This window comes from Streptomyces argenteolus, from assembly GCF_042902585.1.
GTDB lineage: Bacteria > Actinomycetota > Actinomycetes > Streptomycetales > Streptomycetaceae > Streptomyces > Streptomyces argenteolus.
On sequence record NZ_JBIBEG010000006.1, the window covers coordinates 236705 to 259164 of the forward strand.

Consider the following 22460-nt stretch of genomic DNA (forward strand, 5'->3'; position numbering starts at 1 on the left):
GAGTGCCCGTGCGTGTCGTCTCCCTGGTCCCCTCGCTCACCGAGGCCGTCGCCGTCACCGCCCCCGGTCTGCTCGTCGGTGTCACCGACTGGTGCACCCGCCCCGGAGGGCTGGGCGCGGCGCGGATCGGCGGCACGAAGAACCCCGACACCGCGGCCGTCGCCGCCCTGCAGCCCGATCTGGTCCTCGCCAACGAGGAGGAGAACCGGGAGGCGGACCTGGAGGCCCTGCGCGCGGCCGGCCTGGACGTCCTGGTCACCGAGATCCGCACCCTCGACCAGGCCTTCGCCGAGCTGGAACGGGTCCTCGGCGCCTGCGGCCTGCCCGGACCGGGCTGGCTGGAGGAGTCCCGCGCGGCCTGGTCGGCGCTGCCGCCTGCGCCCGCCCCGCGCGCCGCGATCGTGCCGGTCTGGCGCAGACCCTGGATGGTCCTGGGCCGGGACACCTTCGCCGGAGACCTGCTGAGCCGTCTCGGGGTGCGGAACGTGTACGCGGACCACCCGGAGCGCTATCCCCGCGTACCGGTGGCCGAGCTGAACGCTTCCGGCGCCGAGCTGGTCGTGTTGCCCGACGAGCCGTACCGCTTCACCCCGGCCGACGGGCCCGAGGCCTTTCCCGGGCTGCCCGCAGTACTCGTCGACGGGCGTCACCTCACGTGGTACGGGCCGTCGCTGGCCGAAGCTGCCCCGGCCCTGCGAGCAGCGCTCCGCTGACCAGTCCGCCCAGCGTCCGCAGACCGGCGAACGCCCAGGCGGCCACGAGCAGTGCGTACAGCGCCGCCGCGAGCCAGGTGAACGCGTGGAGCCCGGTGTGCCGGGCCAGCCCGGCCGCGCCGGTGACGCACGTGCCGACCGGGAAGGTGAACCCCCACCACGTCATCGTGAACCGCATGCCGCGCCGCACCGCGCGCACCACCATCGCGGCGGACAGCGCGAGCCACAGCAGGGCGAACCCCATGACCGGGACGCCGTAGAGCACGGCGAACGCGCCGAGGGCGGAGGCGTACGGCGCCGCGATCGCCCCGGGGGCCACATCGGCGAGCTGGTTGACGGCGGTCGTCGACTGGCCCAGCGGACCGAGCACGAGGAAGAGTGCGGGCGTCAGCGCGAGGGGCAGCGGGCCCTCGTGGACCAGCCGGGCGAAGACCAGCGGGAGGACCACCAGGGTCGCCAGCAGGGACAGTCCGAACATCGCGTAACAGGCCAGCAGAAGCGCCTCGCGCCCCTGGCCGGGCGACAGCTCCGGGATCAGCAGCGGGCCGACCGCGGCCGAGACCATCGGGGCCACCAGCGGAAGCAGCCAGACCGGCGAAGCGGTGCCGCGCGCAGGCCGGTGGCGCACGACCATGAGGTACGGGATCACCACGGCGGTGGCGAGCCCGGCCAGCGTGCCCGCCGAGAACAGCACCGCGTCCACGGCGACGGCCGCCGGACGCCCGAGGACGTCCCGGCCGACCACCAGGGTGCCCGCGCCGACGGCGAGCAGGGCCATGGACAGGCAGCCGTGGAACGGGGCCACGGCGGGATCCAGCAGATGGGCGCGCGCCTGGTCCGGGTGGAGGATCCAGTGGCCGGCGCGGGCCGCGAGCACCAGGACGAGCAGCACCGCGGACAGGGCCCAGACCGCGAGGCAGGCGGTGCGCAGGCCCGGCACCTCCAGTGGCAGCGCGGCGCCGGCCGTGGCCACGATGGCGGTGCCCATCACCGTGGCGTACCAGTTCGGGCCCAGGTGCCGCAGGGCGGGGAGTCGGACGGCTGCGGGCCGGAGGGCGGGTGCCCCGGTCCTGGTCTGCGGGAAGATGGCCATGCCACGATTCTCCGGGGGCGAGGCCCGGCCCACCAGGGAGCACGCGGCTATGAGGCCATAGGCTGCGCTTATGACCAGCCCGGTACCCTCGTCCTCCTCCCTGCCGCACCGCGTTCCCGACCTGGGAGCGATGGTGCTGCTGCTCGCCGTCGCGCGGCACGGGAGCCTGGGTCGGGCCGCGCGGGAGGTCGGCATCAGCCAGCCCGCCGCCTCCGGCCGCATCCGGTCCATGGAGCGGCAGCTCGGGGTCGCGCTGCTGGACCGTTCGCCGAGCGGCTCCCGGCTGACCGACGCGGGAGCCCTGGTCACCGACTGGGCGCGCCGGGTCGTGGAGGCGGCCGAAGCCTTCGACGCGGGCGCCCAGGCACTCCGCGACCGGCGGGACTCCCGGCTCCGGGTGGCGGCCAGCATGACCATCGCGGAGTACCTGATGCCCGGCTGGCTGATCGCCCTGCGCGCCGGCCGCCCGGACACGGCCGTGTCCCTGCTCGCGGGGAACTCGGCCGTCGTCGCCGAGCGGCTGCTCTCCGGCGAGGCGGACCTCGGATTCGTGGAAGGCCTCTCCGTGCCGGAAGGACTCGACGGCACCGTCGTCGCGCACGACCGGCTCGTCGTCGTGGTCGCCCCGTCCCACCCGTGGGCCCGCCGGCGTACGCACCTCACGCCCGGCGAGCTCGCGGCGACCCCCCTGATCCTGCGCGAACGCGGCTCGGGCACGCGGCAGGTCCTGGACGCCGCCCTCGCCGTGCACGGCGGACTGGCGACCCCGCTGCTCGAACTCTCCTCCACCACCGCGGTGAAGGGCGCCGCGGAGAGCGGGGCGGGGCCCTGCGTGCTGAGCGAACTGGCGCTCGACGAGGAGCTCTCGGCCAGACGCCTCGTCGAGATCCCGGTCGCGGGCATCCGGCTGCGACGGCAGTTGCGCGCCGTCTGGCCCGCCGGTCACCGCCCGTCCGGCCCGGCCCGCGACCTGCTGTCCCTGACGGCTCACCCCTCGGGCCCGGCGCGCGGCTGAGAGGTGGGTGGTCGCGCCGCCGGGGCGGTTCATGTGCCGGACACCTCTGCTTGACCTCATGTCCGGGCGGTCGTCCCCAGCCGGATTCCCATGAGACGAAGGTCACTTTCGCTTTTGGGTCCGGCGTGTAGGTGTTGGGTGAATGTACCCATCTGCGCAGGTGGACGCGTTCATCCGCTGTCCCTACGGTCACTTGGCAGTCACAACATGTGATCTTTTTCTGTGGGCTCTGGGGAGGGCTGGGGGATGTTTCGTCGTGCCCGCGCACGCGGGGGAGCGGGGAGACCGGCGGCGTGGGCGCTCGCCGTCGCACTGGTGGGCGGTACGGCTTCGGTGGCGGGCGTCGCACCCGCCCGGGCGGAGGTGCCGTTCGCGGCGCCCCGCTCCGCTGCGGCCGCCGAGGGGGCGCCGGCGTCCGAGGACGAGGCGCTGGCCGAGGCCCTGCGCACCGGCAAGAAGGTGGAGGTCACCACGGCGCGCGGCGAGAGCCGCGACGTGTTCGCCACGCCCGAGGGACGTTTCGAGGCGCGCGAGTACATGCGCCCGGTCCGTACGCGTGTCGGCGGCGCCTGGGTGGCCATCGACACCACCCTCGCCGTGACCGGAGACGGGGCGGTCGAACCGAAGGCCGCATCCGCGGGCCTCACCTTCTCCGGGGGCGGGGACGGGCCACTGGTGCGCCTGGAACGTGCCGGCCGCACGCTGGAGTTCACCTGGCCCGCGGACGTGCCGAAGCCGACGCTGGAGGGCGACACCGCGACGTACACCGACATCCTGCCGGATGTGGACCTGCGGCTCGGGGCCCAGGAGGACGGCTTCACGCAGCTGCTCGTCGTCAGGACCGCCGAGGCTGCCGGGAGCCCTGAGCTCGCCGAGCTGCGGATGGGCCTGGCCGCCGACGGCATGACGGTGCGGGAGACGGTGGACGGCGGGCTGGCCGCCGTCGACGACGGAGCGGGCACACCCGTCTTCGAGGCCGCCGAGCCGATGATGTGGGACTCCAGCCCGGGCGCCACGCCGGCGGCCGGCCTCGCGCGGTCCGCCGCCGAGGAGCCCGCCGCCGCGACGGGGGAGGAGCCTGGGGCCGGGGAGTCGGGTCAGCTGGCCGCCGTGGGCGTCGAGGTGGCGGCCGGCGGAGAGGAACTGATCCTCACCCCGGACCGGGAGGTCCTGGCGGGTGAGGACACGGTCTACCCGGTGTTCATCGACCCGCAGTGGTACTCACCGAAGACGACGGCGTGGACGATGGCCTCCAAGTACTGGGCCGGTTCGCCCCAGTGGAAGTTCAACGGCGACCCGGACGCGGGCCTCGGGTACTGCGGCTGGGCCTACTGCAAGCCGTACGACACCAAGCGGCTCTTCTACCAGATCCCCACCTCGCAGTTCGCGGGCAAGTCGATCCTGTCGGCGGAGTTCGTGGTGCGCGAGACGCACGCGGCCTCCTGCGACAAGCGCGAGGTCCAGCTGTGGCGCACCAAGGGGATCAGCTCCTCCACCACCTGGAACTCGCAGAACGCGTCCGGCTTCTGGGTGGACCACATCCAGACCCGCAGCTTCGCCTACGGCTACGACGGCTGCTCGGCCGCCGACGCGGAGTTCGACGTCAAGGCAGTGGTGGCGCAGGCCGCGGCCGGGAAGTGGCCGACCCTCACCTTCGGGATGCGTGCCTCTAATGAGTCCGACATCTACACCTGGAAGCGGTTCTCCGACGACGCCTTCCTCCGGGTGAACTACAACCGTCCTCCGGCGCAGATCAAAACCTCCCAGCTTACGCAGGACCCGGGCGGCGCGTGCGGCAAGCCCGGCGCGCCCAAGCGCGTACGGACGCTGCCGACGATGCGGGCGAACGACGTGACCGACCCGGACAAGGACCGGGTCCGCGTGCAGTTCGAGGCGTCCTGGGACAGCGGGGACGGCAAGGGCTTCACCACCCGGTGGACCTCGGCCGCCTCCACCTACAAGGCGTCGGGCTCCGACTTCTCCCTGTCGCTGCCCAGTACGCTTCCGAAGAACAGGACCATCGGCTGGGCCGCCCGTTCGAACGACAGCGCCCAGTGGTCGCCCTGGTCGTGGGTCGGATCCGCGACTGCGTGCAACACCGTCTACGACACCTCCGTACCTGCCGGACCGTCCATCACGTCGGCCCAGTACCCCGCCTCCGACCCGGAGGACCCGCAGGACCCCTGGCTGGACGGTGTGGGGCGCTACGGCACGTTCACCGTCGACTCCACCTCCACGGACGTCTCGAAGTACTGGTTCGGCATCAACGGCGACCCGAGCAGCGCACACACGCTGACCACGTCCGGCGGGGGCGCCAAGGCCCTGAAGTTCATGCCGACCAGACCCGGCGTCAACTTCATCACCGCGCAGGCCTTCGACACCGCGGGCAACGGCAGTGAGATCCGCACCTACCAGTTCCGCGTCCGGGCCGGCCAGCCGGACCGGCTGACCTGGGACCTCGACGAGCCCGCGGGAGCCACCGGTGTCGCGGGCGAGGGCGGTGCCTGGCCGGCGGACCTGGCGGGCGGCGCGCAGCCGGGCGTCGAAGGCGTCACCGGCAAGGGCCTTCGTCTCGACGGGGTGGACGACGTCGGGGCGACCGTGTCCCCCGTGCTGAACACCGGCAAGAGCTTTTCCGTGTCCCTCTGGGCCAAGCTGCCCACGGACAAGCCGGACGCTGCCACCGTCGCCGTGTCCCAGGCGGGGCACAACACGAGCGGGTTCGAGATCTACCACTCCAGTGCGATGGGTGGCTGGGTCTTCCTGCGCCACTCCGTCGACTCCGCCGGTGCCACGTCGGTGCGCGCGGCCCAGCCCGCCTGCCCGGCCGGTGACACCGCGTGCGTGAGCGGGCGGCTCGGCGTCTGGACCCATCTCGTCGGGGTGTTCGACAACCCCGCTCAGCAGCTGAGACTGTACGTCGACGGAAAGCAGGTCGGCACGGCCTCCTTCACGTCCCCGTGGGACGCGCGCGGCCGCACCCTCCTGGGAGCGGCCAGGCATTACGGCACCATGAGCAACTTCTTCCAGGGCGACCTGGACGAGGTACAGCTCTTCGACTACCAGCTCTCACCGGACCAGGTGTCCGGCTTGCACTCCAAGCAGCCGGTGAGCACCAACCGCCCCGCCAAGCTGGCCTGGCCCCTGGACGAGGACGCCACCGCCACGGCGGTGACCGGCCGCGCTCAGCTGGTGGTCGCCACGCTCAAGGGCGGAGCCACGAGCGGCGCGACGGGCGTGGACGGCAAGGGCCTGCAACTCGACGGAGTCGACGACCACGCCACCAGCGGCCGTCCCCTCCTGGACACCTACCAGAGCTTCGCGCTGTCCGCCTGGGCCCGGCTCCCGAAGGACAAACCCAACAAGGCCATGGTGGTGGCCCATCAGAGCGGGGACGTCAACCGGGGCTTCGAGCTCTACCACACAGGCACCGGCTGGGTCTTCCAGCGGGCCACCGCCGACACCGGCGACGCCAGCCTGGTCCGGGCGCTGGAGAACGCCACCAGCGACCCGAAGTGTCCGATCGCCCCCCTGGGCGAGTGGGCCCACGTGGTCGGCGTGTACGACATGGACGCCCAGCAGATCCGCCTCTACGTCAACGGGTGCCTGAAGGCCACCCAGCCCTTCACCACCCCCTGGCTCGCCTCCGGTTCGCTCACTCTGGGCGCCTCCGGATACCCGAGCGGCGTCGCCAACTTCTTCCAGGGGAACCTGGACGACGTCCGCCTCTATGACCGCACCGTCACAGACGACGAGGTACGTCAGCTCTTCAAGCAACGCCCCCTGATCAAGTCCCGCTGGCTCCTCGACTCCGCCACCGGCACTCCCGCCGTCTCACCGAACGCGCTCGGTGGGGCTCCCGCCCTGACCCTGGGTGGTCAGGCGGCCGTGGGGCCGGGCTGGGTGGACGACGCGGCACTGTTCCTCGACGGCGTCGACGACTACGCGTCCACCACGGGCGTCCCGGTGGACACCGGAGCCAGCTACACCGTCACCGCCTGGGCGCAGGCCGCGGCGGCACCCGGCCGACCGGCCACCGTGATCAGCGCCGAGGGTGCCACGAGGAGCGCGTTCGCGGTCCGCTACGCGCCGGCGGCCGACGCCGAGGCGGGCACGGGAAGCTGGCAGATCCAGCTACCGGGCGCCGACTCAGCGACGGCGACCACGGTGACCGTGGAGAACCACCAGTTCTACGACCCCACCGAGTGGAACCATCTGGCCCTGGTGTACGACGGTTTCGCCGACCAGGTACTGCTCTACGTCAACGGGCAGCTCGAACAGGTCGCCTGCGCCGACGACGACGCGGACGGCAGCCAGGACGACGCCGCGTGCAGCGAACAGGTGTCCTGGGCGTCCAACACGCCCGCGTTCACCGCGACCAAGTCCCTGCAGTTCGGCCGCAACAAGGCCGGCTCCACCGTGGGCGACCACTGGTCGGGCGGGATCGACGACGTGTGGGCGTTCCAAGGGGCCCTGAGCGAGGCGCAGATCGCCCATCTGTCACTGGGCATGCCGGGTGTCGCCACCGAGGTGCCCGGCACCGACTGACCGGAAACGGTGCCGGACCGTCGCCCAGGGGCACGGTCCGGCACCGCGTCGCGGCTGCCGCCGCACCGAACCCATGCACCAGGCCAACCGCCCAGAGCCGACGGGTCCTGTCCCGCGCGGCCGGGCGCGATCGGATCCGAGGGAATCAATGAGGCATTCGTCATCAAAGGGATGGGCGGTGCGGTGGAGACACCGGGCCGCGCTGGCCTCCGCCGTCGTCATGACCGCCACGCTGCTCCAGGGCGTCGTCGCCCCCGACGGTTCGGGAGCGGTCGCCGACGACGGGCGCGGACGGCCGGCGCTTCCGAAGACGGAGCGGCCCGTGGCCGGTTCCGCCGCCCCGAAGGCGAAGGCGCGCACCGTGCAGCGTGGGCCGCGCACCCCCCGGACCGCGCCCCGCGACGCGTGGCCGGCGGCGGGCTCCGCCGAAGTGACACTCCGCCGGGCCTCGGTGGGCGCGAAGGCGGTGGCACCTGAACAGGCCGGTGGCCTGCCCGTTTACGTCGGCCGGAGCAAGGCATCATCCGCGCACGCGGCGAAGACGGACCGGAGGGCCGTGGCCGCCGAGCCCGCCTCCGGCCGGGTCCGGGTCCGGATGGCCGGCCACGAGCAGGCCCGGCGTGCCCAGGTCGACGGCCTGGTCCTCGCGCTCACCCCGAACCGGGAGGAGTTCACCGACGGTGCCGCCCTCGTCCGGGTCGACTACCGCCGCATCGCCCAGGCGTACGGCGGCGGCTACGGCGCGAGGCTGACGCTTGTCGAGCTCCCCGCCTGCGCACTGACCACGCCCGAGGCGGCCCGGTGCCGCACTCGCACGCCGGTCGAGACGGTGAACGACACGGAGAGCGGCACACTCACCGCCCCGGCCGTCCGCGTCGCCGCCTCGGGAGCCACCGTGCTGGCCGCGGTGGCCGACGACACGGCCGCCACCGGCGACTACAGGGCCACCCCGCTCTCCCCGTCCGCCACCTGGCAGACCCACCTCAACACGGGCGATTTCGCCTGGTCCTACGAGATGACCGTCCCCGACGTACCGGGCGGGCTGAAGCCGAGCATCGGTCTCGGCTACTCCTCCGGGTCCGTCGACGGCCGGACGGGGGAGACCAACAACCAGTCCTCCTGGATCGGCAGCGGCTTCGACCTGTGGCCGGGCTACATCGAGCGCCGGTACAAGCCGTGCGCGGACGACGGGGTCGAGAACAGCGACGGCATGAAGCCCGGGGACCTCTGCTGGGGCTACGACAACGCCGTCATCAGCTTCAACGGCAAGGGCGGCGAGCTGGTCCCCCTCGGCTCCGACCAGTTCAGGCTTCGCCAGGACGACGGAACCCGGATCGCGCGGCTCACCTCCACGGACCGGGGCAACGGTGACGACAGCGGCGAGTACTGGCGGCTGACCGACCCCGAAGGTGTGCAGTACTACTTCGGATACAACCGGCTGCCCGGCTGGACCGACGGGAAGAAGACCACGGAATCCACGTGGACCGCCCCCGTCTTCGGTGACGACCCGGGAGAGCCCTGCCATGCGGCGGCGTTCGCGGACTCGTGGTGCCAGCAGGCTTGGCGCTGGAACCTCGACTACGTGGTCGACCCTCGGGCCAACGCCATCTCATACACCTACGTCCAGGAGAAGAACTCCTACGGCCGCAACCTCAAGGCCGCCGACGACACGCGCTACACCCGCGGCGGTTACCTCGACGAGATCCAGTACGGCCTGAAGTCCTCTTCGATGTACACCACCCCCGCCCTCGCCAAAGTGGTCTTCGCCAACGCCGAGCGCTGCCTGCCGGACGCCCTCACCACCTGCTCGTCCATCGGCACCGACTCCGCGTACTGGTACGACACGCCCTACGACCTCAACTGCGAGCAGGGCAAGGACTGCGACCAGGGCCGTCTCTCGCCCTCGTTCTGGACGCGCAAGCGCCTCGCGGAGGTGACCACCCAGGTCCGCGACGCCTCCGGCGCCTACCAGAAGACCGACTCCTGGAAACTGGCCCACCGCTGGGGAACGGCGGACATCGACTACCAGCTGCTGCTCGACTCGATCCAGCACACCGGCCACACCACGACCCCCGCGATCACCCTGCCGAAGACCACGTTCGCCTACACACAGCTGGCGAACCGGCTGGACCGGACCGGTGACGGCTACGCGCCGTTCATCAAGGACCGGCTGTCCACGATCGCGGACGAGTACGGCGGCCAGACCGATGTCGACTACTCCGCCGCCACCTGCGACTGGTCCGCACTGCCCACCCCGCAGAGCAACTCCACGCGCTGCTTCCCGCAGTACATCGGCGGCAGCTCCACCGTCGACCCCGAGATCCACTGGTTCAACAAGTACGTCGTCACCTCCGTCACGGCGACCGACCGCACGGGCGGCTCGCCCGACCAGGTCACGGCCTACACGTACATGGGCCCGGCCGCCTGGCACTACGACGACGACGACGGCCTGACCAAGGAGAAGTCCAAGACGTGGTCCCAGTGGCGGGGCTACGGGCAGGTTCGCGTCAAGACAGGCGGCCAGGGCGGCGACGCTGCCATGAAGTCGCAGACCGACTCCTTCTTCTTGCGCGGGATGGACGGTGACCGGGAGACCCCGTCCGGGGGCACCAAGAACGTCGCTGTGACCCTCGGCGACGACGAGGGCGACCCGATCACCGACCACGAGGCCTTCGCCGGCTTCGCGTACAGGACCGTCAGTTACTCCGGCAGCGGCGGCAAGGTCCTCACCAAGACCGTCAACCGTCCCTGGCGCCACGAGACGGGCAAGAGGACCCGGGACTGGGGCACCATCACCTCCAACTTCACCGGAACCGGACGCACCACCACGTGGACGTCCCTGGACGACGGGGCGGGAGCGTCCTGGCGGACCACGTCCAGCTCCTCCACCTACGACACCGTGGCCGGGCGGGTCACCCAGACCGACGACCGCGGTGACGAGTCCACCGCGACGGACAACCGCTGCACCCGCACCAGCTACGCCACCAACGACAGCGCCAACATCCTCACGCTGCCCGCCCGGGTCGAGACCGTGTCGAAGGCGTGCGCCGACACCGTCGACCGGGCGAAGGACGTCATCGCCGACGTCCGCTCGGCGTACGACGGCGGAGCCTACGGAGCGGCTCCCACCAAGGGGGACGCCACCGCCACGGCCCTGCTGAAGAAGCACGACGGCACCACGGCCACCTACTTGGAGTCCGGTGCGACCTTCGACTCCTACGGCCGGGTCCTGACCAGCACCGACCTGACCGCGAACGTCACGGTCACGGGCACGGCAGCGCCGGTGCGCACCGCGCGCACCGACGGGCGGACGACGACCACGGTCCGCACCCCGGCCACGGGGTTCGTCACGAAGACGGCGACGACCACGCCCCCGGCCAAGGTCGGTGACGCGACCACGGCCCTGACCAGCTCGGCCACCCACGATCCACTGCGCGGGCTGCCGCTGACCCAGACCGACGCCAACGGGAAGGTCACGACCTTCACCTACGACGCGCTGGGCCGCTCCTCCAAGGTCTGGCTCGCCGACCGGCAGACCACGCTGTCGCCGAGCTACGAGTTCGGCTACCTGATCACCGAGGGGCAGCCGGTCGCGGTCGTCACGAAGGCTCTCGGCACCAACGGGAGCCAGGTCGCGGCGTACAGCCTGTACGACGGGTTCCTGCGGCAGCGGCAGACGCAGAAGCCGGGACCCGACGGAGGGCGGCTGCTCTCCGACGTGTTCTACGACGAACGCGGCCTCCAGGCGAAGACCTTCGACACCTACTACGCCACGGGCGCGCCTTCACCGGCCCTGTTCAAGCCCGCCGACGCACTCGCGGTCGAGACCCAGACCCGCACCTCGTTCGACGGCACGGGCCGCCCGACGGTCACCGAGCGGATCGCGGGCAACGGTGACGGCGGCGCGGTGCTCGCCACCACCCGCACGCTCTACGGCGGCGACCGCTTCACCGTCATCCCGCCGGAGGGCGGCACAGCGACCACCACGGTGACCGACGCCCGTGGGCAGACCACTGAACTGCGTCAGCACCTCACCCGTTCGGCGGACGCCGCCTACGACACCACCCGCTACACCTATACCCCGCGCGGTGAACTGGCGAAGCTCACCGACCCGGCCGGCAACGACTGGACGTACACCTACGACCTGCTCGGCCGCCTCACCGCGACGACCGACCCCGACAAGGGCGCGGGCTCCACGGCGTACGACGACCGTGGCCAGGCCGTCTCCGTGGCGGACGACCGGGACACCGACCTGTACTACGCCTACGACGGACTGGGGCGCCAGACGGAACTGCGCGAGAACAGCCCCACCGGTCCGCTCCGGGCCCGGTGGACCTACGACACGGTCAGCGGTGCCAAGGGACACCTCACGGAATCGACACGCTTCGCGGACGGCCACGAGTACACCAGCAAGGTCGTGGCGTACGACCGGTTGTACCGCGTGCTGCGCTCGACCGTGACGGTCCCCGAATCCGAGGGCGCGCTGGCAGGCACCTATCTGTCGGCCTCGGCCTACAACGTCGACGGCTCCGTGCGCACCACGGGATCCCCGGCGGCGGGCTCCCTGCCCGCCACCACGGTGGCGTTCACCTACGAGGAGCAGACCCAGCGGCTCGTCGCACTCAGCGGCAGCCAGGGGATCGACGCGACCACCCGCTACAGCCTCACCGGCAGCCCGCTCCAGCACGAACTCTCCGACGACGGGGGCAAGAAGGTCTGGGCGACCAGCACCTACGAGTGGGGCAGCAGGCGCCTGTCCACCGCCCGGGTCGACCGCGAGGACGTGCCCGGTGTCGACCGGATGAACACCTACCGCTACGACCAGGCGGGTAACGTCCTGTCGGTCTCGGACGTCTCCCGCTCGGGCACCGACACCCAGTGCTTCGGGTACGACCACCTGCGCAGGATGACGTCGGCCTGGACCCAGGGCACCACCACCTGTGCCGGTGCACCGGCCGGGGGGCAGGCCGGCGGCCCCGCGCCGTACTGGCACTCATACACCTACGACAAGGTGGGCAACCGGAAGACCGAGACGCTCCACGACGTCACCGGTGACGCCACGAAGAACACCGTGCGCGACTACGCCTACCCCGCACCTGGGGCACCGCGACCCCACGGCGTCACCTCCGTGACACAGAGCGGACCGGGCGGCACCGCCCGGGACTCCTACGGCTACGACGCGGTCGGCAACACCGACACGCGCACCCTGGCCGGCACGACCCAGAAGCTCGACTGGGACGCCGAAGGCCGTCTGGCCAAGGTGACCGAACCGGTGGAGGGCGGGGCGGACGAGGTCACCTCGTACGTCTACGACGCCGACGGCAACCGGCTCATCGCCCGTACGGCGAAGGAGACCACGCTCTACCTCGGTGCCACCCGCGTCACGCTGGCCAAGGGCAGCACCGCTCCCGAGGCCACACGCACCGTCGATCTCGGGGGCGGCAACCAGGCGGTGATCGAGGACGACGGTTCGGTCTCCTTCACGATCGCCGACCACCAGGGCTCAGGACAGCTGGCCGTCGACGCGGCCGGCCAGCAGCTGACCCAGCGCCGCACGCTCCCGTTCGGCGGCATCCGGGGCACCCGCCCGAGTGCCTGGCCGGGTGTCCAGGGATTCGTCGGCGGGGTCGACGACTCCGAGTCCACCGGGCTCACGCACCTGAGCGCCCGTGAGTACGACCCGGCGACCGGCCGGTTCATCTCGGTCGACCCCCTGCTGACGCCGGACGACCCGCAGGCCCTCAACGGCTACGCCTACAGCAACAACAGCCCGGTCACCTTCAGCGACCCCGACGGGCTGGGCTGCATCCACGGCGCACCCGGCGGCGGGGCCGACGGCATCTGCGCGGGTGTCGACGGTGACACCGACGGGGTCATCGGCCCCGATTCCAACAACTGCCAGCGCACCGCCGCCTGCTACGACACCGCCGTACAGATGTCCAAGAAGGCGAGGAAGAACGGCACGTACGGCAAGAAGCCGATCATCATTCAGCCCAAGGGTGACTCGATCACCATCCAGGGTGTCTACGTCCCGACCCAAGCAGAACTGGCCGAGTACTTCCCCTACTACCACGAGCGACTGGACTACCAGCACAACGTGCAGAACTGGGCACGCGCCCGCTGCTCCAATCTGGAGGCCTCCGGCTCGGAGTTCTGCAACGCCGTGGGCAAGCTCGGCTGGTTCGGTGACCAGAACGGTCCCGGCATCCTGGAGGTCCTGGGTATCGACGACTACGTCGGCTGCGTCCAGGGTTCCGGCAGCGCCTGCAAGGCGGCAGCGGTCGACGCGGCCGTCTCGGCGGGCACCGGTCTGCTCGGCAAGGGCGCCAAGGTGGTCTTCAAGGGCTTCAAGGCAGCCCTGAAGAAGGCCGACTCCGTACCTGTCCAGTGCCTCGTCGGAGGCGGTCGGCACAGTTTCACGCCCGGCACGCACGTCCTGATGGCCGACGGTTCCACCCGGCCGATCGAGGACGTCAGGATCGGCGACGAGATCGTGGTGACCGACCCGGAGAGCGGGCTCACCACGACCCGCACGGTGGTCGCCACCATCGTCACCGAGGACGACAAGGACTTCGTCGACCTCACTGTCTCCCGCGCCGGAGCCCGCAGCCCGCAGGCGCTGACCTCCACGGCCACGCACCCGTTCTGGTCCCCGTCCGAGGGCGCCTGGGTGGACGCCGGGCACCTCGATCCCGGCATGACGCTGCGCACCGTGGACGGCGGTACCGCGGCGGTCGAGAAGACCGAGGAGTTCCGTGAGCGGCAGCGCACGTACGACCTCACCATCGACGACATCCACACCTACTACGTGGTCGCCGGCACGACTCCGCTCCTCGTCCACAACGACGACGGCGGATTCGACTGGGAGAAGGGTCTGGAGGACCTCAGGAACGACTGGGACACGGGCGATCTGGATGACGACGGCTACCACGCGCCGCGCGGCAACCAGGCGGAGAACAGGGAGTTCAAGGACGCGCTGAAGGAGATCGAGCGCGGTCTCGGACGCGACGTCACCCCCGCCGAGCGTCGGATGCTGCACGACCGGATCACCGGTCAGGGCTACGGTTACCACCGCATCATCGAGGAAGGCAGGGGGTTGTTCGGTGGCTGCTGAGACACCGGCCGGTGCGATCACCGCGCTCCTGGAGGGCGCTGTGGTCCGGTCCGTCGGCAGGGCCGCGGACATGGGCGTGATCGAGTTCGCCGGCTCGGCGGGCGAGAAGGTCATGGTCCATGTGCAGTGCCCCTTCAGGATCACGCACGAGGGAAAGGCCCTTCTCGGGTCCGCCGACATGAGATACGCGCAGAAGGGAGCGGGGGCCACCGCCTTCGACGACTTCCGCACGGTGTACGACGCCCGCGCGGCCACGCTCGACGGGGTACTCGGACGACTGTGCCCCACCGTCGACGCCGTGACCGTCGGCGAGGCCGGGGAGTTCACCGTGACCTGGGCGCCCGCCTTCCGGCTCACGGTGTTCCCCGACTGCTCGGGCGCGATGGAGGCCTGGCGGGTGCTCGTACCGGGCGGCGCACACCACGGTTTCCCGCCGGACGCGGTCTGACGCGAACTGGCCCCCTGTTCCGCCACGCGCGCGGAACAGGGGGCCAGGTCGTGCGTGCGAGACGCGTGAAGCCGGAGGGCCGGGCCACCCGTGCGTGACGCGCGGAGGTCCCCTCAGCCCCGGTCCGCGACCGACCGGGACGCCCCCGCACGGGTGCGGGCCGCGTCCACCAGGGCCCGCATGAGCCGTGGGTCGTCGCCCATCTCGGGATGCCACTGCACCCCGAGCACCCACTGGGCGCCCGGCAGTTCGACCGCCTCCACCGTGCCGTCCGCGGCGTAGGCGGACGCCACCAGCCCCGGTGCGAGCCGGTCCACGGCCTGGTGGTGGTAGGTCGGGACGGACGCCTCGTCGGGCACGAGCGAGGCGTACAGCGTGCCCGGGACCGGCGTCACCGTGTGCTCGCCCAGGACCCCCGCCTTGCCGAAGGGCCCGGCGTGGCCGTCCAGATGCTGGGTCAAAGTCCCGCCCAGCGCGACGTTGAGCAGCTGCATCCCCCGGCAGATCCCGAGCACCGGGGTGCCCGCCTCGCGCGCCGCGCGCAGCAGGGCCACCTCCCAGGTGTCGCGCTCGTGTGCCGGCGGGCCTGTCCTGAAGTCGCGCTCCGCGCCGTACAGTCCGGGATCGACGTCCGCGCCGCCCGCGATCACGAGGCCGTCCAGCCGTGCCACCACCTGACCGGCCCGGGCGGGAGCGTCCGGAGGGAGCAGCGCGGCCAGGCCGCCGGACCGCTGGACCAGGCGTGGATACGCGGAGGGGAGCACCGCCGCGGGGAGTTCCCAGACGCCCCAGCGAGCCACCGGCTCCAGATAGGTCGTGACGCCGATGAGCGGTTCGTGCATGGTGCGGTCCCTCCGGCGGCCGGTCTGCGGACCGGCCCGGTGCAATGGTGTCGCGTCATACCTTTGTTCGTGGGACGCCACGGCGCAAGAGCGGGGATCCGGAAAGGCAAGATCAAGCCAGAAAGCCCCGGAGCAGCGCCGCGGTCCCCGCGCAGTGTTCACGGACCACCGCTCGCGCCGCCTCCTCGTCGCCGCCGAGCACCGCCTCCACCAGGGCCGTGTGCTGTTGCTGCGAATGCTCCAGATTGCGGACCAGCAGGGGTATGCAGTCCAGCAGGTCGTTGACCGTCGCCCGTACGGTCGCGTAACGGGCGGTGAGGGAGGGCGACCCGGACAACTCCGCGACCGTCAGGTGGAAGAGGGTGTCGAGCCTGCGGTAGTCGGGCAGAGGTGCCTCGTGTGTCGCCGCCAGAGCCGTCCGGAGCCGGTCCGCCCCCTCGTCGTCGAGGCCGCGCGACGCGCACAGTCCCGCCGCTCCCGTCTCCAGCACCTCACGGAACAGCAGGACGTCCTCGATGTCGACGCCCGCCACCCGGCGGCGCAGTTCGTCGCCGTCGGCCGGTCCGGTGCGGGGCAGCACGAACGTGCCGCCGTACCGGCCGCGCCGCGCCTCCACCAGCCCCTGGTCCTGAAGCACCCTCAGCACGTCGCGCAGGGTGACGCGGCTGATCCCGAGGAGGGCGGCGAGATCCCGCTCGGCCGGCAGCCGGCCGCCCGCGGGCACGAGACCGAGCCGGACCACCTGGAGGATCTGCTCCAGTGCCTCCTCGAAGCCGTTGCCCACGCGGACCGGCCGCAGCGCGGGCAGCAGCGGGCCGGAGGGCCCTGGTTCCCCGGTCTCCTCCGCCACGTCCCGATTCCCTTCCCCCCAATGGTTTTCTCCCATACCTTAAGCCTTCCGGCTGACCGAACGAGGAGTATCCCGTGGCAGACCGAACACCCCCGCTCCAGGTCGAGGAGCTCCGCGTGCTCGTGGAGAGCGGTGAGATCGACACCGTCGTCCTCGCCTTCCCCGACATGCAGGGCCGGCTGCAGGGCAAGCGCTTCGCCGCGCCGTTCTTCCTGGACGAGGTGCTCGAACACGGCACGGAGGGCTGCAACTACCTGCTCGCCGTCGACACGGACATGAACACCGTCGACGGATTCGCCATGTCGTCCTGGTCCAACGGCTACGGCGACTTTGCGATGCACCCCGACCTCAGCACCCTGCGCCGCATCCCCTGGCACGAGGGAACGGCCCTGGTCATGGCCGATCTCGCCTGGGAGGACGGCTCGCCGGTCGTCGCCGCGCCCCGCCAGATCCTCCGGCGGCAGCTGGAGCGGCTCGCCGCGCACGGACTGACCGCCCATGTCGGCACCGAGCTCGAATTCATCGTCTTCAAGGACACCTACGAGCAGGCGTGGGACCGCCACTACCGCGACCTCACCCCGGCCAACCAGTACAACATCGACTACTCCGTGCTCGGCACCGGCCGCGTCGAGCCGCTGCTGCGCCGCATCCGCAACGAGATGGCGGCGGCGGGCCTCACCGTCGAGTCGGCGAAGGGCGAGTGCAATCCGGGCCAGCACGAGATCGTCTTCCGCTACGACGAGGCCCTCGTCACCTGCGACCAGCACGCGGTCTACAAGACCGGTTCCAAGGAGATCGCCGCCCAGGAAGGCGTCGCCCTCACTTTCATGGCCAAGTACAACGAGCGCGAGGGCAACTCCTGCCACATCCACCTCTCGCTCCGGGACGCCGGCGGACGCAGCGTCATGGCGGGCGAGGACGGGGCCATGTCACCCGTGATGCGGCGTTTCCTCGCCGGACAGCTCGCGGCCCTGCGCGACTTCTCCCTGCTCTACGCGCCGAACGTCAACTCCTACAAGCGCTTCCAGCCCGGCTCCTTCGCCCCGACCGCCGTCGCCTGGGGACACGACAACCGCACCTGCGCCCTGCGCGTGGTCGGACACGGCCGCTCGATGCGCTTCGAGAACCGGCTGCCCGGCGGCGACGTCAATCCCTACCTCGCCGTCGCCGGACTCGTCGCCGCCGGACTGCACGGCATCGAGAACGAGCTGGAACTCCCCGAGGCCTGCGAGGGCAACGCCTACACCGCCGGATACGAACAGGTGCCCACCACCCTCCGCGAAGCCGCCGACCTCTGGGAGCACAGTGCGACGGCCCGTGCCGCCTTCGGCGACGAGATCGTGGCGCACTACCGCAACACGGCGCGCGTCGAACTGGAGGCCTTCGACGCCGCGGTGACCGACTGGGAACTCCGCCGCTCCTTCGAACGCCTGTGAGGCACCCCGTGATCCACGAACACCGCGTCCTGAATCCGGCGACCGAGCAACTCGTCGCCACCGTCCCCGCCACGAGCGCGGCCGAGGTCTCCGCCGCCGTCACCCGCGCCGCCGCGGCCCAGCGCACCTGGGCCGCGCTGGCACCGGCCGACCGCGCCCGGCTGCTGCGCCGGTTCGCCGTGCTCGTCGACGAGCAGGCCGAGCGACTCGCCCTGCTGGAGGTCACGGAGGCGGGCCACACCCTCGGCAACGCCCGCTGGGAGGCGGCCAACGTCCGGGACCTGCTGGACTACGCCGCCGGGGGAGTGGAACGCCTGACCGGGCGCCAGATCCCCGTGCCGGGCGGCATCGATCTCACCCTTCTGGAACCGCTCGGTGTCGTCGGGGTGATCGCCCCGTGGAACTTCCCCATGCCGATCGCCGCCTGGGCCACCGCCCCCGCCCTCGCCGCCGGGAACGCGGTCATCCTGAAGCCGGCCGAGACCACCCCCCTCACCGCTCTCCAGCTGGCCCGTATCGCGCTCGACGCCGGGCTGCCCGACCACCTCTTCCAGGTGCTGCCCGGCGCGGGGGACGTGACCGGCAGCGCCCTGGTCGACCACCCCGGCGTGGCCAAGATCGTCTTCACCGGGTCGACCCGCGTGGGCCGGCAGATCATGGCCAGGTGCGCGGACCGGGTGAAGCGGCTGACCCTCGAACTCGGCGGCAAGAGTCCCAACATCGTCTTCGCCGACGCCGACGTCGAGGCCGCCGCGGCCTCCGCGCCCATGTCCTTCCTCGACAACGCCGGTCAGGACTGCTGCGCCCGCACCCGCATCCTGGTCCAGCGGTCCGTGTACGAGCGCTTCCTCGAACTCCTCGTCCCGGCGGTCGCCTCCGTCGTCGTCGGAGACCCCTCCGACGAGAAGACGCAGATGGGCCCGCTGATCTCCCGGGTCCAGCGGGAGCGCGTCCGCGCCCTCGTCCCCGAGGACGCCGACGGCATCCGGGGCAGCGCGCCCTCGGGGCCCGGCTTCTGGTTCCCGCCCACCGTCCTCACCGGTGTCGCTCCGGACGCCCCCGTCGCCACCGAGGAGGTCTTCGGCCCGGTCGCCGTCGTCCTGCCCTTCGAGGACGAGGAGGACGCCGTACGCCTGGCCAACGCCACCGACTACGGCCTGGCGGGCTCGATCTGGACCCGCGACCTGGGCCGCGCCCTCCGGGTGTCGCAGGCGGTCCGGGCCGGGAACCTGTCCGTCAACTCGCACTCGGCAGTCCGCTACTGGACCCCCTTCGGCGGGTACGGGCAGTCCGGACTCGGCCGTGAACTGGGGCCCGACTCCCTCGCGGCCTTCACCGAGACCAAGAACGTCTTCATCGGCACGGAGGCCTGACCACACATGAGCACCGACACCGGAAACATCTGCCGCCGTCTCACCGGCCGCACCGCCGTCATCACCGGAGCCGGCAGCGGCATCGGCCTCGCCACCGCACGCCGGCTGGCGTCGGAGGGGGCGCACGTCGTCTGCGGTGACATCGACGAGACCGCGGGCCTGGCCGCCGCGACGGAGGTGGGAGGCACCTTCGTACGCGTCGACGTCACCGACCCCGGCCAGGTCGACGCGCTCTTCGCGGCGGCGGACGACACCTACGGCTCCGTCGACATCGCCTTCAACAACGCGGGCATCTCGCCGCCCGACGACGACTCCATCCTCACCACCGGGCTGGAGGCGTGGAAGCGTGTCCAGGACGTCAACCTCACCTCCGTCTACCTCTGCTGCAAGGCCGCCCTGCCCTACATGCGGCGCCAGGGGCGCGGCTCGATCATCAACACCGCCTCGTTCGTGGCCAGGATGGGCGCGGCCACCTCACAGATCTCCTACACCGCGTCCAAGGGCGGCGTGCTCGCCCTGTCCCGGGAACTCGGGGTGCAGTTCGCCCGCGAGGGCATCAGGGTCAACGCCCTGTGCCCGGGGCCGGTCAACACCCCCTTGCTCCAGGAGCTGTTCGCCAAGGACCCGGAACGCGCCGCCCGCAGGCTCGTGCACATCCCTCTCGGCCGGTTCGCCGAGGCGACGGAGATCGCGGCCGCCGTCGCCTTCCTGGCCAGCGACGACTCCTCCTTCGTCAACGCCACCGACTTCCTGGTCGACGGCGGGATCTCGGGGGCGTACGTGACCCCGCTCTAGGCCCCGGGCCGCCCGATCCGTGACCGCGGCCCCGGCCGCCCTCCCTACAGTGGTGGGATGAGCCATACGACCCCGCCCGGCTGGTACCCGGACGCGAACGTGCCGGGCACCGAGCGCTGGTGGGACGGCACGGCCTGGACGGCGCACACCCGCGCGGCCCCGGCGCCGCTGTCCGTCCCCCACCCGCCCGCCGGCCCCGCGCCCGCCGGTGCCCGCCGCACCACCAGGGCCGTCGTCCTCGCGACGGCCGGTCTGGCGGTCCTGGCGTCGGCCGTCGCGGGCTTCCTGGTGCTGGGCGACGACGGCGGCCGGGGCCCCGGCCCCGGATCGGGCGCGGGCGCGCCCTCGCCCACCGCCACGGCCGGGGCGAGCACGGCCGCCCCGTCACCCGCCGGCGGCCCGGACGAGAACCCCTCGGTGCTGGTCGACCAGCTCAACGGCGTCACCCTGGACGTTCCCGAGGGCTGGGAGAAGCCGGAGCACACCCTCGACGACACCTCCACGATGCGTACGGTCGGCTCCTACACCTGCCCCGGCGACTCGGGGAACTTCTGCTACCACGGCACCGTCACGGTCCGGACGGCCGGCGGCACCGATCTCACGGACATGAAGGAGCTGGCCGAGCAGGACATCGGGACGGCCGCGGACCACGCCTACGGCGAGGACTTCGCCGGCGGCCTTCCCCACGGAGGCATCAGGTCCCACGAGCAACTGGCGTCCAGGTCCGTGACCGTGGCCGGACGCACCGGCCACCTCGTGCGCTGGAAGGTCACCACGGGCAAGGGACCGGGCGGGTACGTGCAGTCGCTCGTCTTCCCCTCCGCGGTGGGCAGCGAGACCCCGGTCGTCGTGCGCTTCGCGTTCGACGCGGGCCAGGAGGATCTGCCGCTCTCCCTCATGGACACCGTCACCGAGGGCATCCAGCCGATCGGTGACGCGACGAACGGCGGTGTGGGCAGCACCGTGGCGCCCTGACCCCCGCGACGCTCACCCGGGATCGGGCCTCTAGAGGAAAGTGCGTCCCTCCCCGCGGTACGTCGGCACCGTGGCCGTGATCCGATCGCCCTCGATCAGCCGCAACTCGTCGAACCGCTCGCACAGTTCACCGGCCTTGGCGTGCCGGAACCACACCTTGTCGCCGATCAGCAGATCGTCCGCGGGGGAGCCGAGCAGGGGCGTCTGCACCTCTCCGGGGCCCTCCTGCGGGTCGAAGCGCAGGCCCTCCGGGAGGTAGGGCACCGGCAGCCGGTCCGGGCCCGCCGCCCCCGACGCCGGATAACCGCCGCCGAGCACCGTCACCACGCCCACGCCGGGACGGCGCACCACCGGCTGGGCGAACAGCGCCGCCGGACGGCCCGTGAACGACGTGTAGTTGTCGAACAGCCTCGGGACGTACAGCCCGGACCCCGCGGCGATCTCGGTCACCGCGGCCTCGGCGGCCGTGTGCTGCACACTGCCGGTACCGCCGCCGTTCACGAACTCCAGGCCGGGCGCCACCGCCCGCACCGCCCGCACGACCTCCGCCCGCCGGGCCGCCAGCTCCCTGCGCGCCGCAGCCTGCATCAGCCGCACCGCGCGCGACCGCAGCGGCCGGCCCGCCACCGAGTCGCCGACCCCGGCGACATGGCCCTCGTACGCCATCAGTCCCACCAGCCGGAATCCCGGCCTGCGCTCCACCGAGCGGGCCAGCTCCGCCAGTTGGCCGGGGGAGCGGAGCGGGGAGCGCAGCGCGCCGACCCTGACCCGGCCGCCCAGCAGCCGCAGCGACGTGTCCAGCTCCAGGCAGACCCGGATCTCCTCGGTGCCACCGGACCGCGCCGCGTCGATCAGCTCCAGCTGCGCCGGATCGTCCACCATCACGGTCACGGCCGCCGCGAGTTTGGGGTCACCCGCCAGTTCGGCGTACGCGGCGCGGTCGGCCGACGGATAGGCCAGCAGCACGTCGTCGAAGCCCGACCGGGCCAGCCACAGCGACTCCGCGAGGGTGAACGACATGATCCCGGCGAATCCGGGCCGCGCGAGCACCCGCTCCAGCAGGGCACGGCAGCGCACCGACTTGCTCGCCACCCGGATGGGCTTGCCTCCCGCCCGGCGCACCAGATCGTCGGCGTTGGAGTCGAACGCCTCCAGATCGACGACGGCCACCGGGGCGTCGAGATGGGCGGTGGCCCGGTCGTAACGGGTCCGGTCAGCGGCGCGGGCAGTCATGGCCGCAGCTTGCCAGACGGCCGTA

13 protein-coding genes are annotated in these 22460 nt (G+C 72.0%); 9 read left to right on the plus strand and 4 right to left on the minus strand.

The features are described 5' to 3' along the window. Window positions 1-8: 8 nt before the first annotated feature. The gene (locus ACFY8O_RS22350) at window positions 9-713 is read left to right on the plus strand and encodes a helical backbone metal receptor (RefSeq protein ID WP_387904963.1); all 705 of its coding nucleotides are present in this window, start codon (window positions 9-11) and stop codon (window positions 711-713) included. On the opposite strand, the gene ACFY8O_RS22355 is transcribed toward ACFY8O_RS22350, so the two are convergent. Next, the gene (locus ACFY8O_RS22355) at window positions 652-1806 is read right to left on the minus strand and encodes a TDT family transporter (RefSeq protein WP_387904965.1); all 1155 of its coding nucleotides are present in this window, start codon (window positions 1804-1806) and stop codon (window positions 652-654) included. The two genes, ACFY8O_RS22350 and ACFY8O_RS22355, sit on opposite strands and share 62 nt — an antisense overlap. Window positions 1807-1876: 70 nt before the next feature. On the opposite strand from ACFY8O_RS22355, the gene ACFY8O_RS22360 reads away from it, so the two are divergent. The 4 genes from ACFY8O_RS22360 to ACFY8O_RS22375 all read left to right on the plus strand — a co-directional run bounded on the left by ACFY8O_RS22360 (window position 1877) and on the right by ACFY8O_RS22375 (window position 14931). After that, on the plus strand, window positions 1877-2821 hold the full coding sequence (locus ACFY8O_RS22360; protein WP_387904968.1) for a LysR family transcriptional regulator: 945 nt from the start codon (window positions 1877-1879) through the stop codon (window positions 2819-2821). A gap of 246 nt (window positions 2822-3067) precedes the next feature. After that, window positions 3068-7369: a LamG domain-containing protein gene (locus ACFY8O_RS22365; protein WP_387904970.1), complete on the plus strand. Its 4302-nt coding sequence runs from the start codon at window positions 3068-3070 to the stop codon at window positions 7367-7369. Between the two features lie 220 nt (window positions 7370-7589). Continuing rightward, window positions 7590-14483, plus strand: a complete 6894-nt coding sequence (locus ACFY8O_RS22370) for a polymorphic toxin-type HINT domain-containing protein (RefSeq protein ID WP_449341825.1) — start codon at window positions 7590-7592, stop codon at window positions 14481-14483. Continuing rightward, entirely contained in the window at window positions 14473-14931 is a 459-nt protein-coding gene (locus ACFY8O_RS22375) for a hypothetical protein (RefSeq protein WP_145806477.1), read from the plus strand. Before ACFY8O_RS22370 ends, ACFY8O_RS22375 begins: the two co-directional genes overlap by 11 nt. A 113-nt stretch (window positions 14932-15044) precedes the next feature. On the opposite strand, the gene ACFY8O_RS22380 is transcribed toward ACFY8O_RS22375, so the two are convergent. Next, window positions 15045-15773 (minus strand): gamma-glutamyl-gamma-aminobutyrate hydrolase family protein, encoded by a 729-nt coding sequence (locus ACFY8O_RS22380; RefSeq protein ID WP_387904976.1) that lies wholly within the window; start codon window positions 15771-15773, stop codon window positions 15045-15047. Window positions 15774-15885: 112 nt separating this feature from the next. Continuing rightward, entirely contained in the window at window positions 15886-16623 is a 738-nt protein-coding gene (locus ACFY8O_RS22385) for a FadR/GntR family transcriptional regulator (protein WP_387904979.1), read from the minus strand. A 74-nt stretch (window positions 16624-16697) separates the two neighbouring features. Here ACFY8O_RS22385 and ACFY8O_RS22390 point away from each other — a divergent pair, with 74 nt between their 5' ends. From ACFY8O_RS22390 to ACFY8O_RS22405, 4 genes are read left to right on the plus strand one after another with little or no spacing between them, the layout of a single operon-like run. After that, window positions 16698-18059 (plus strand): glutamine synthetase family protein, encoded by a 1362-nt coding sequence (locus tag ACFY8O_RS22390; protein ID WP_145806471.1) that lies wholly within the window; start codon window positions 16698-16700, stop codon window positions 18057-18059. A gap of 8 nt (window positions 18060-18067) precedes the next feature. Further along, window positions 18068-19432: an aldehyde dehydrogenase family protein gene (locus ACFY8O_RS22395; RefSeq protein WP_145806469.1), complete on the plus strand. Its 1365-nt coding sequence runs from the start codon at window positions 18068-18070 to the stop codon at window positions 19430-19432. 6 nt (window positions 19433-19438) lie between these two features. Then, window positions 19439-20227: a 3-oxoacyl-ACP reductase gene (locus ACFY8O_RS22400; RefSeq protein WP_387904984.1), complete on the plus strand. Its 789-nt coding sequence runs from the start codon at window positions 19439-19441 to the stop codon at window positions 20225-20227. Window positions 20228-20284: 57 nt separating this feature from the next. Then, complete coding sequence (locus ACFY8O_RS22405) at window positions 20285-21202, plus strand: DUF2510 domain-containing protein (protein WP_387904986.1); 918 nt, start codon at window positions 20285-20287, stop codon at window positions 21200-21202. A gap of 30 nt (window positions 21203-21232) precedes the next feature. On the opposite strand, the gene ACFY8O_RS22410 is transcribed toward ACFY8O_RS22405, so the two are convergent. Further along, a complete protein-coding gene (locus ACFY8O_RS22410) occupies window positions 21233-22435 on the minus strand; it encodes an amino acid deaminase/aldolase (protein WP_387904989.1) in 1203 nt (400 codons plus the stop codon). Between the last annotated feature and the right edge of the window lie 25 nt (window positions 22436-22460).

Bases quoted from the DNA above. Each gene is read 5' to 3' on its own strand.
- ACFY8O_RS22355 (WP_387904965.1), bottom strand. From the start codon at position 1,806: ATGGCCATCTTCCCGCAGACCAGGACCGGGGCACCCGCCCTCCGGCCC.
- ACFY8O_RS22360 (WP_387904968.1), top strand. From the start codon at position 1,877: ATGACCAGCCCGGTACCCTCGTCCTCCTCCCTGCCGCACCGCGTTCCC.
- ACFY8O_RS22365 (WP_387904970.1), top strand. From the start codon at position 3,068: ATGTTTCGTCGTGCCCGCGCACGCGGGGGAGCGGGGAGACCGGCGGCG.
- ACFY8O_RS22370 (WP_449341825.1), top strand. From the start codon at position 7,590: ATGACCGCCACGCTGCTCCAGGGCGTCGTCGCCCCCGACGGTTCGGGA.
- ACFY8O_RS22380 (WP_387904976.1), bottom strand. From the start codon at position 15,773: ATGCACGAACCGCTCATCGGCGTCACGACCTATCTGGAGCCGGTGGCT.
- ACFY8O_RS22400 (WP_387904984.1), top strand. From the start codon at position 19,439: ATGAGCACCGACACCGGAAACATCTGCCGCCGTCTCACCGGCCGCACC.
- ACFY8O_RS22405 (WP_387904986.1), top strand. From the start codon at position 20,285: ATGAGCCATACGACCCCGCCCGGCTGGTACCCGGACGCGAACGTGCCG.
- ACFY8O_RS22410 (WP_387904989.1), bottom strand. From the start codon at position 22,435: ATGACTGCCCGCGCCGCTGACCGGACCCGTTACGACCGGGCCACCGCC.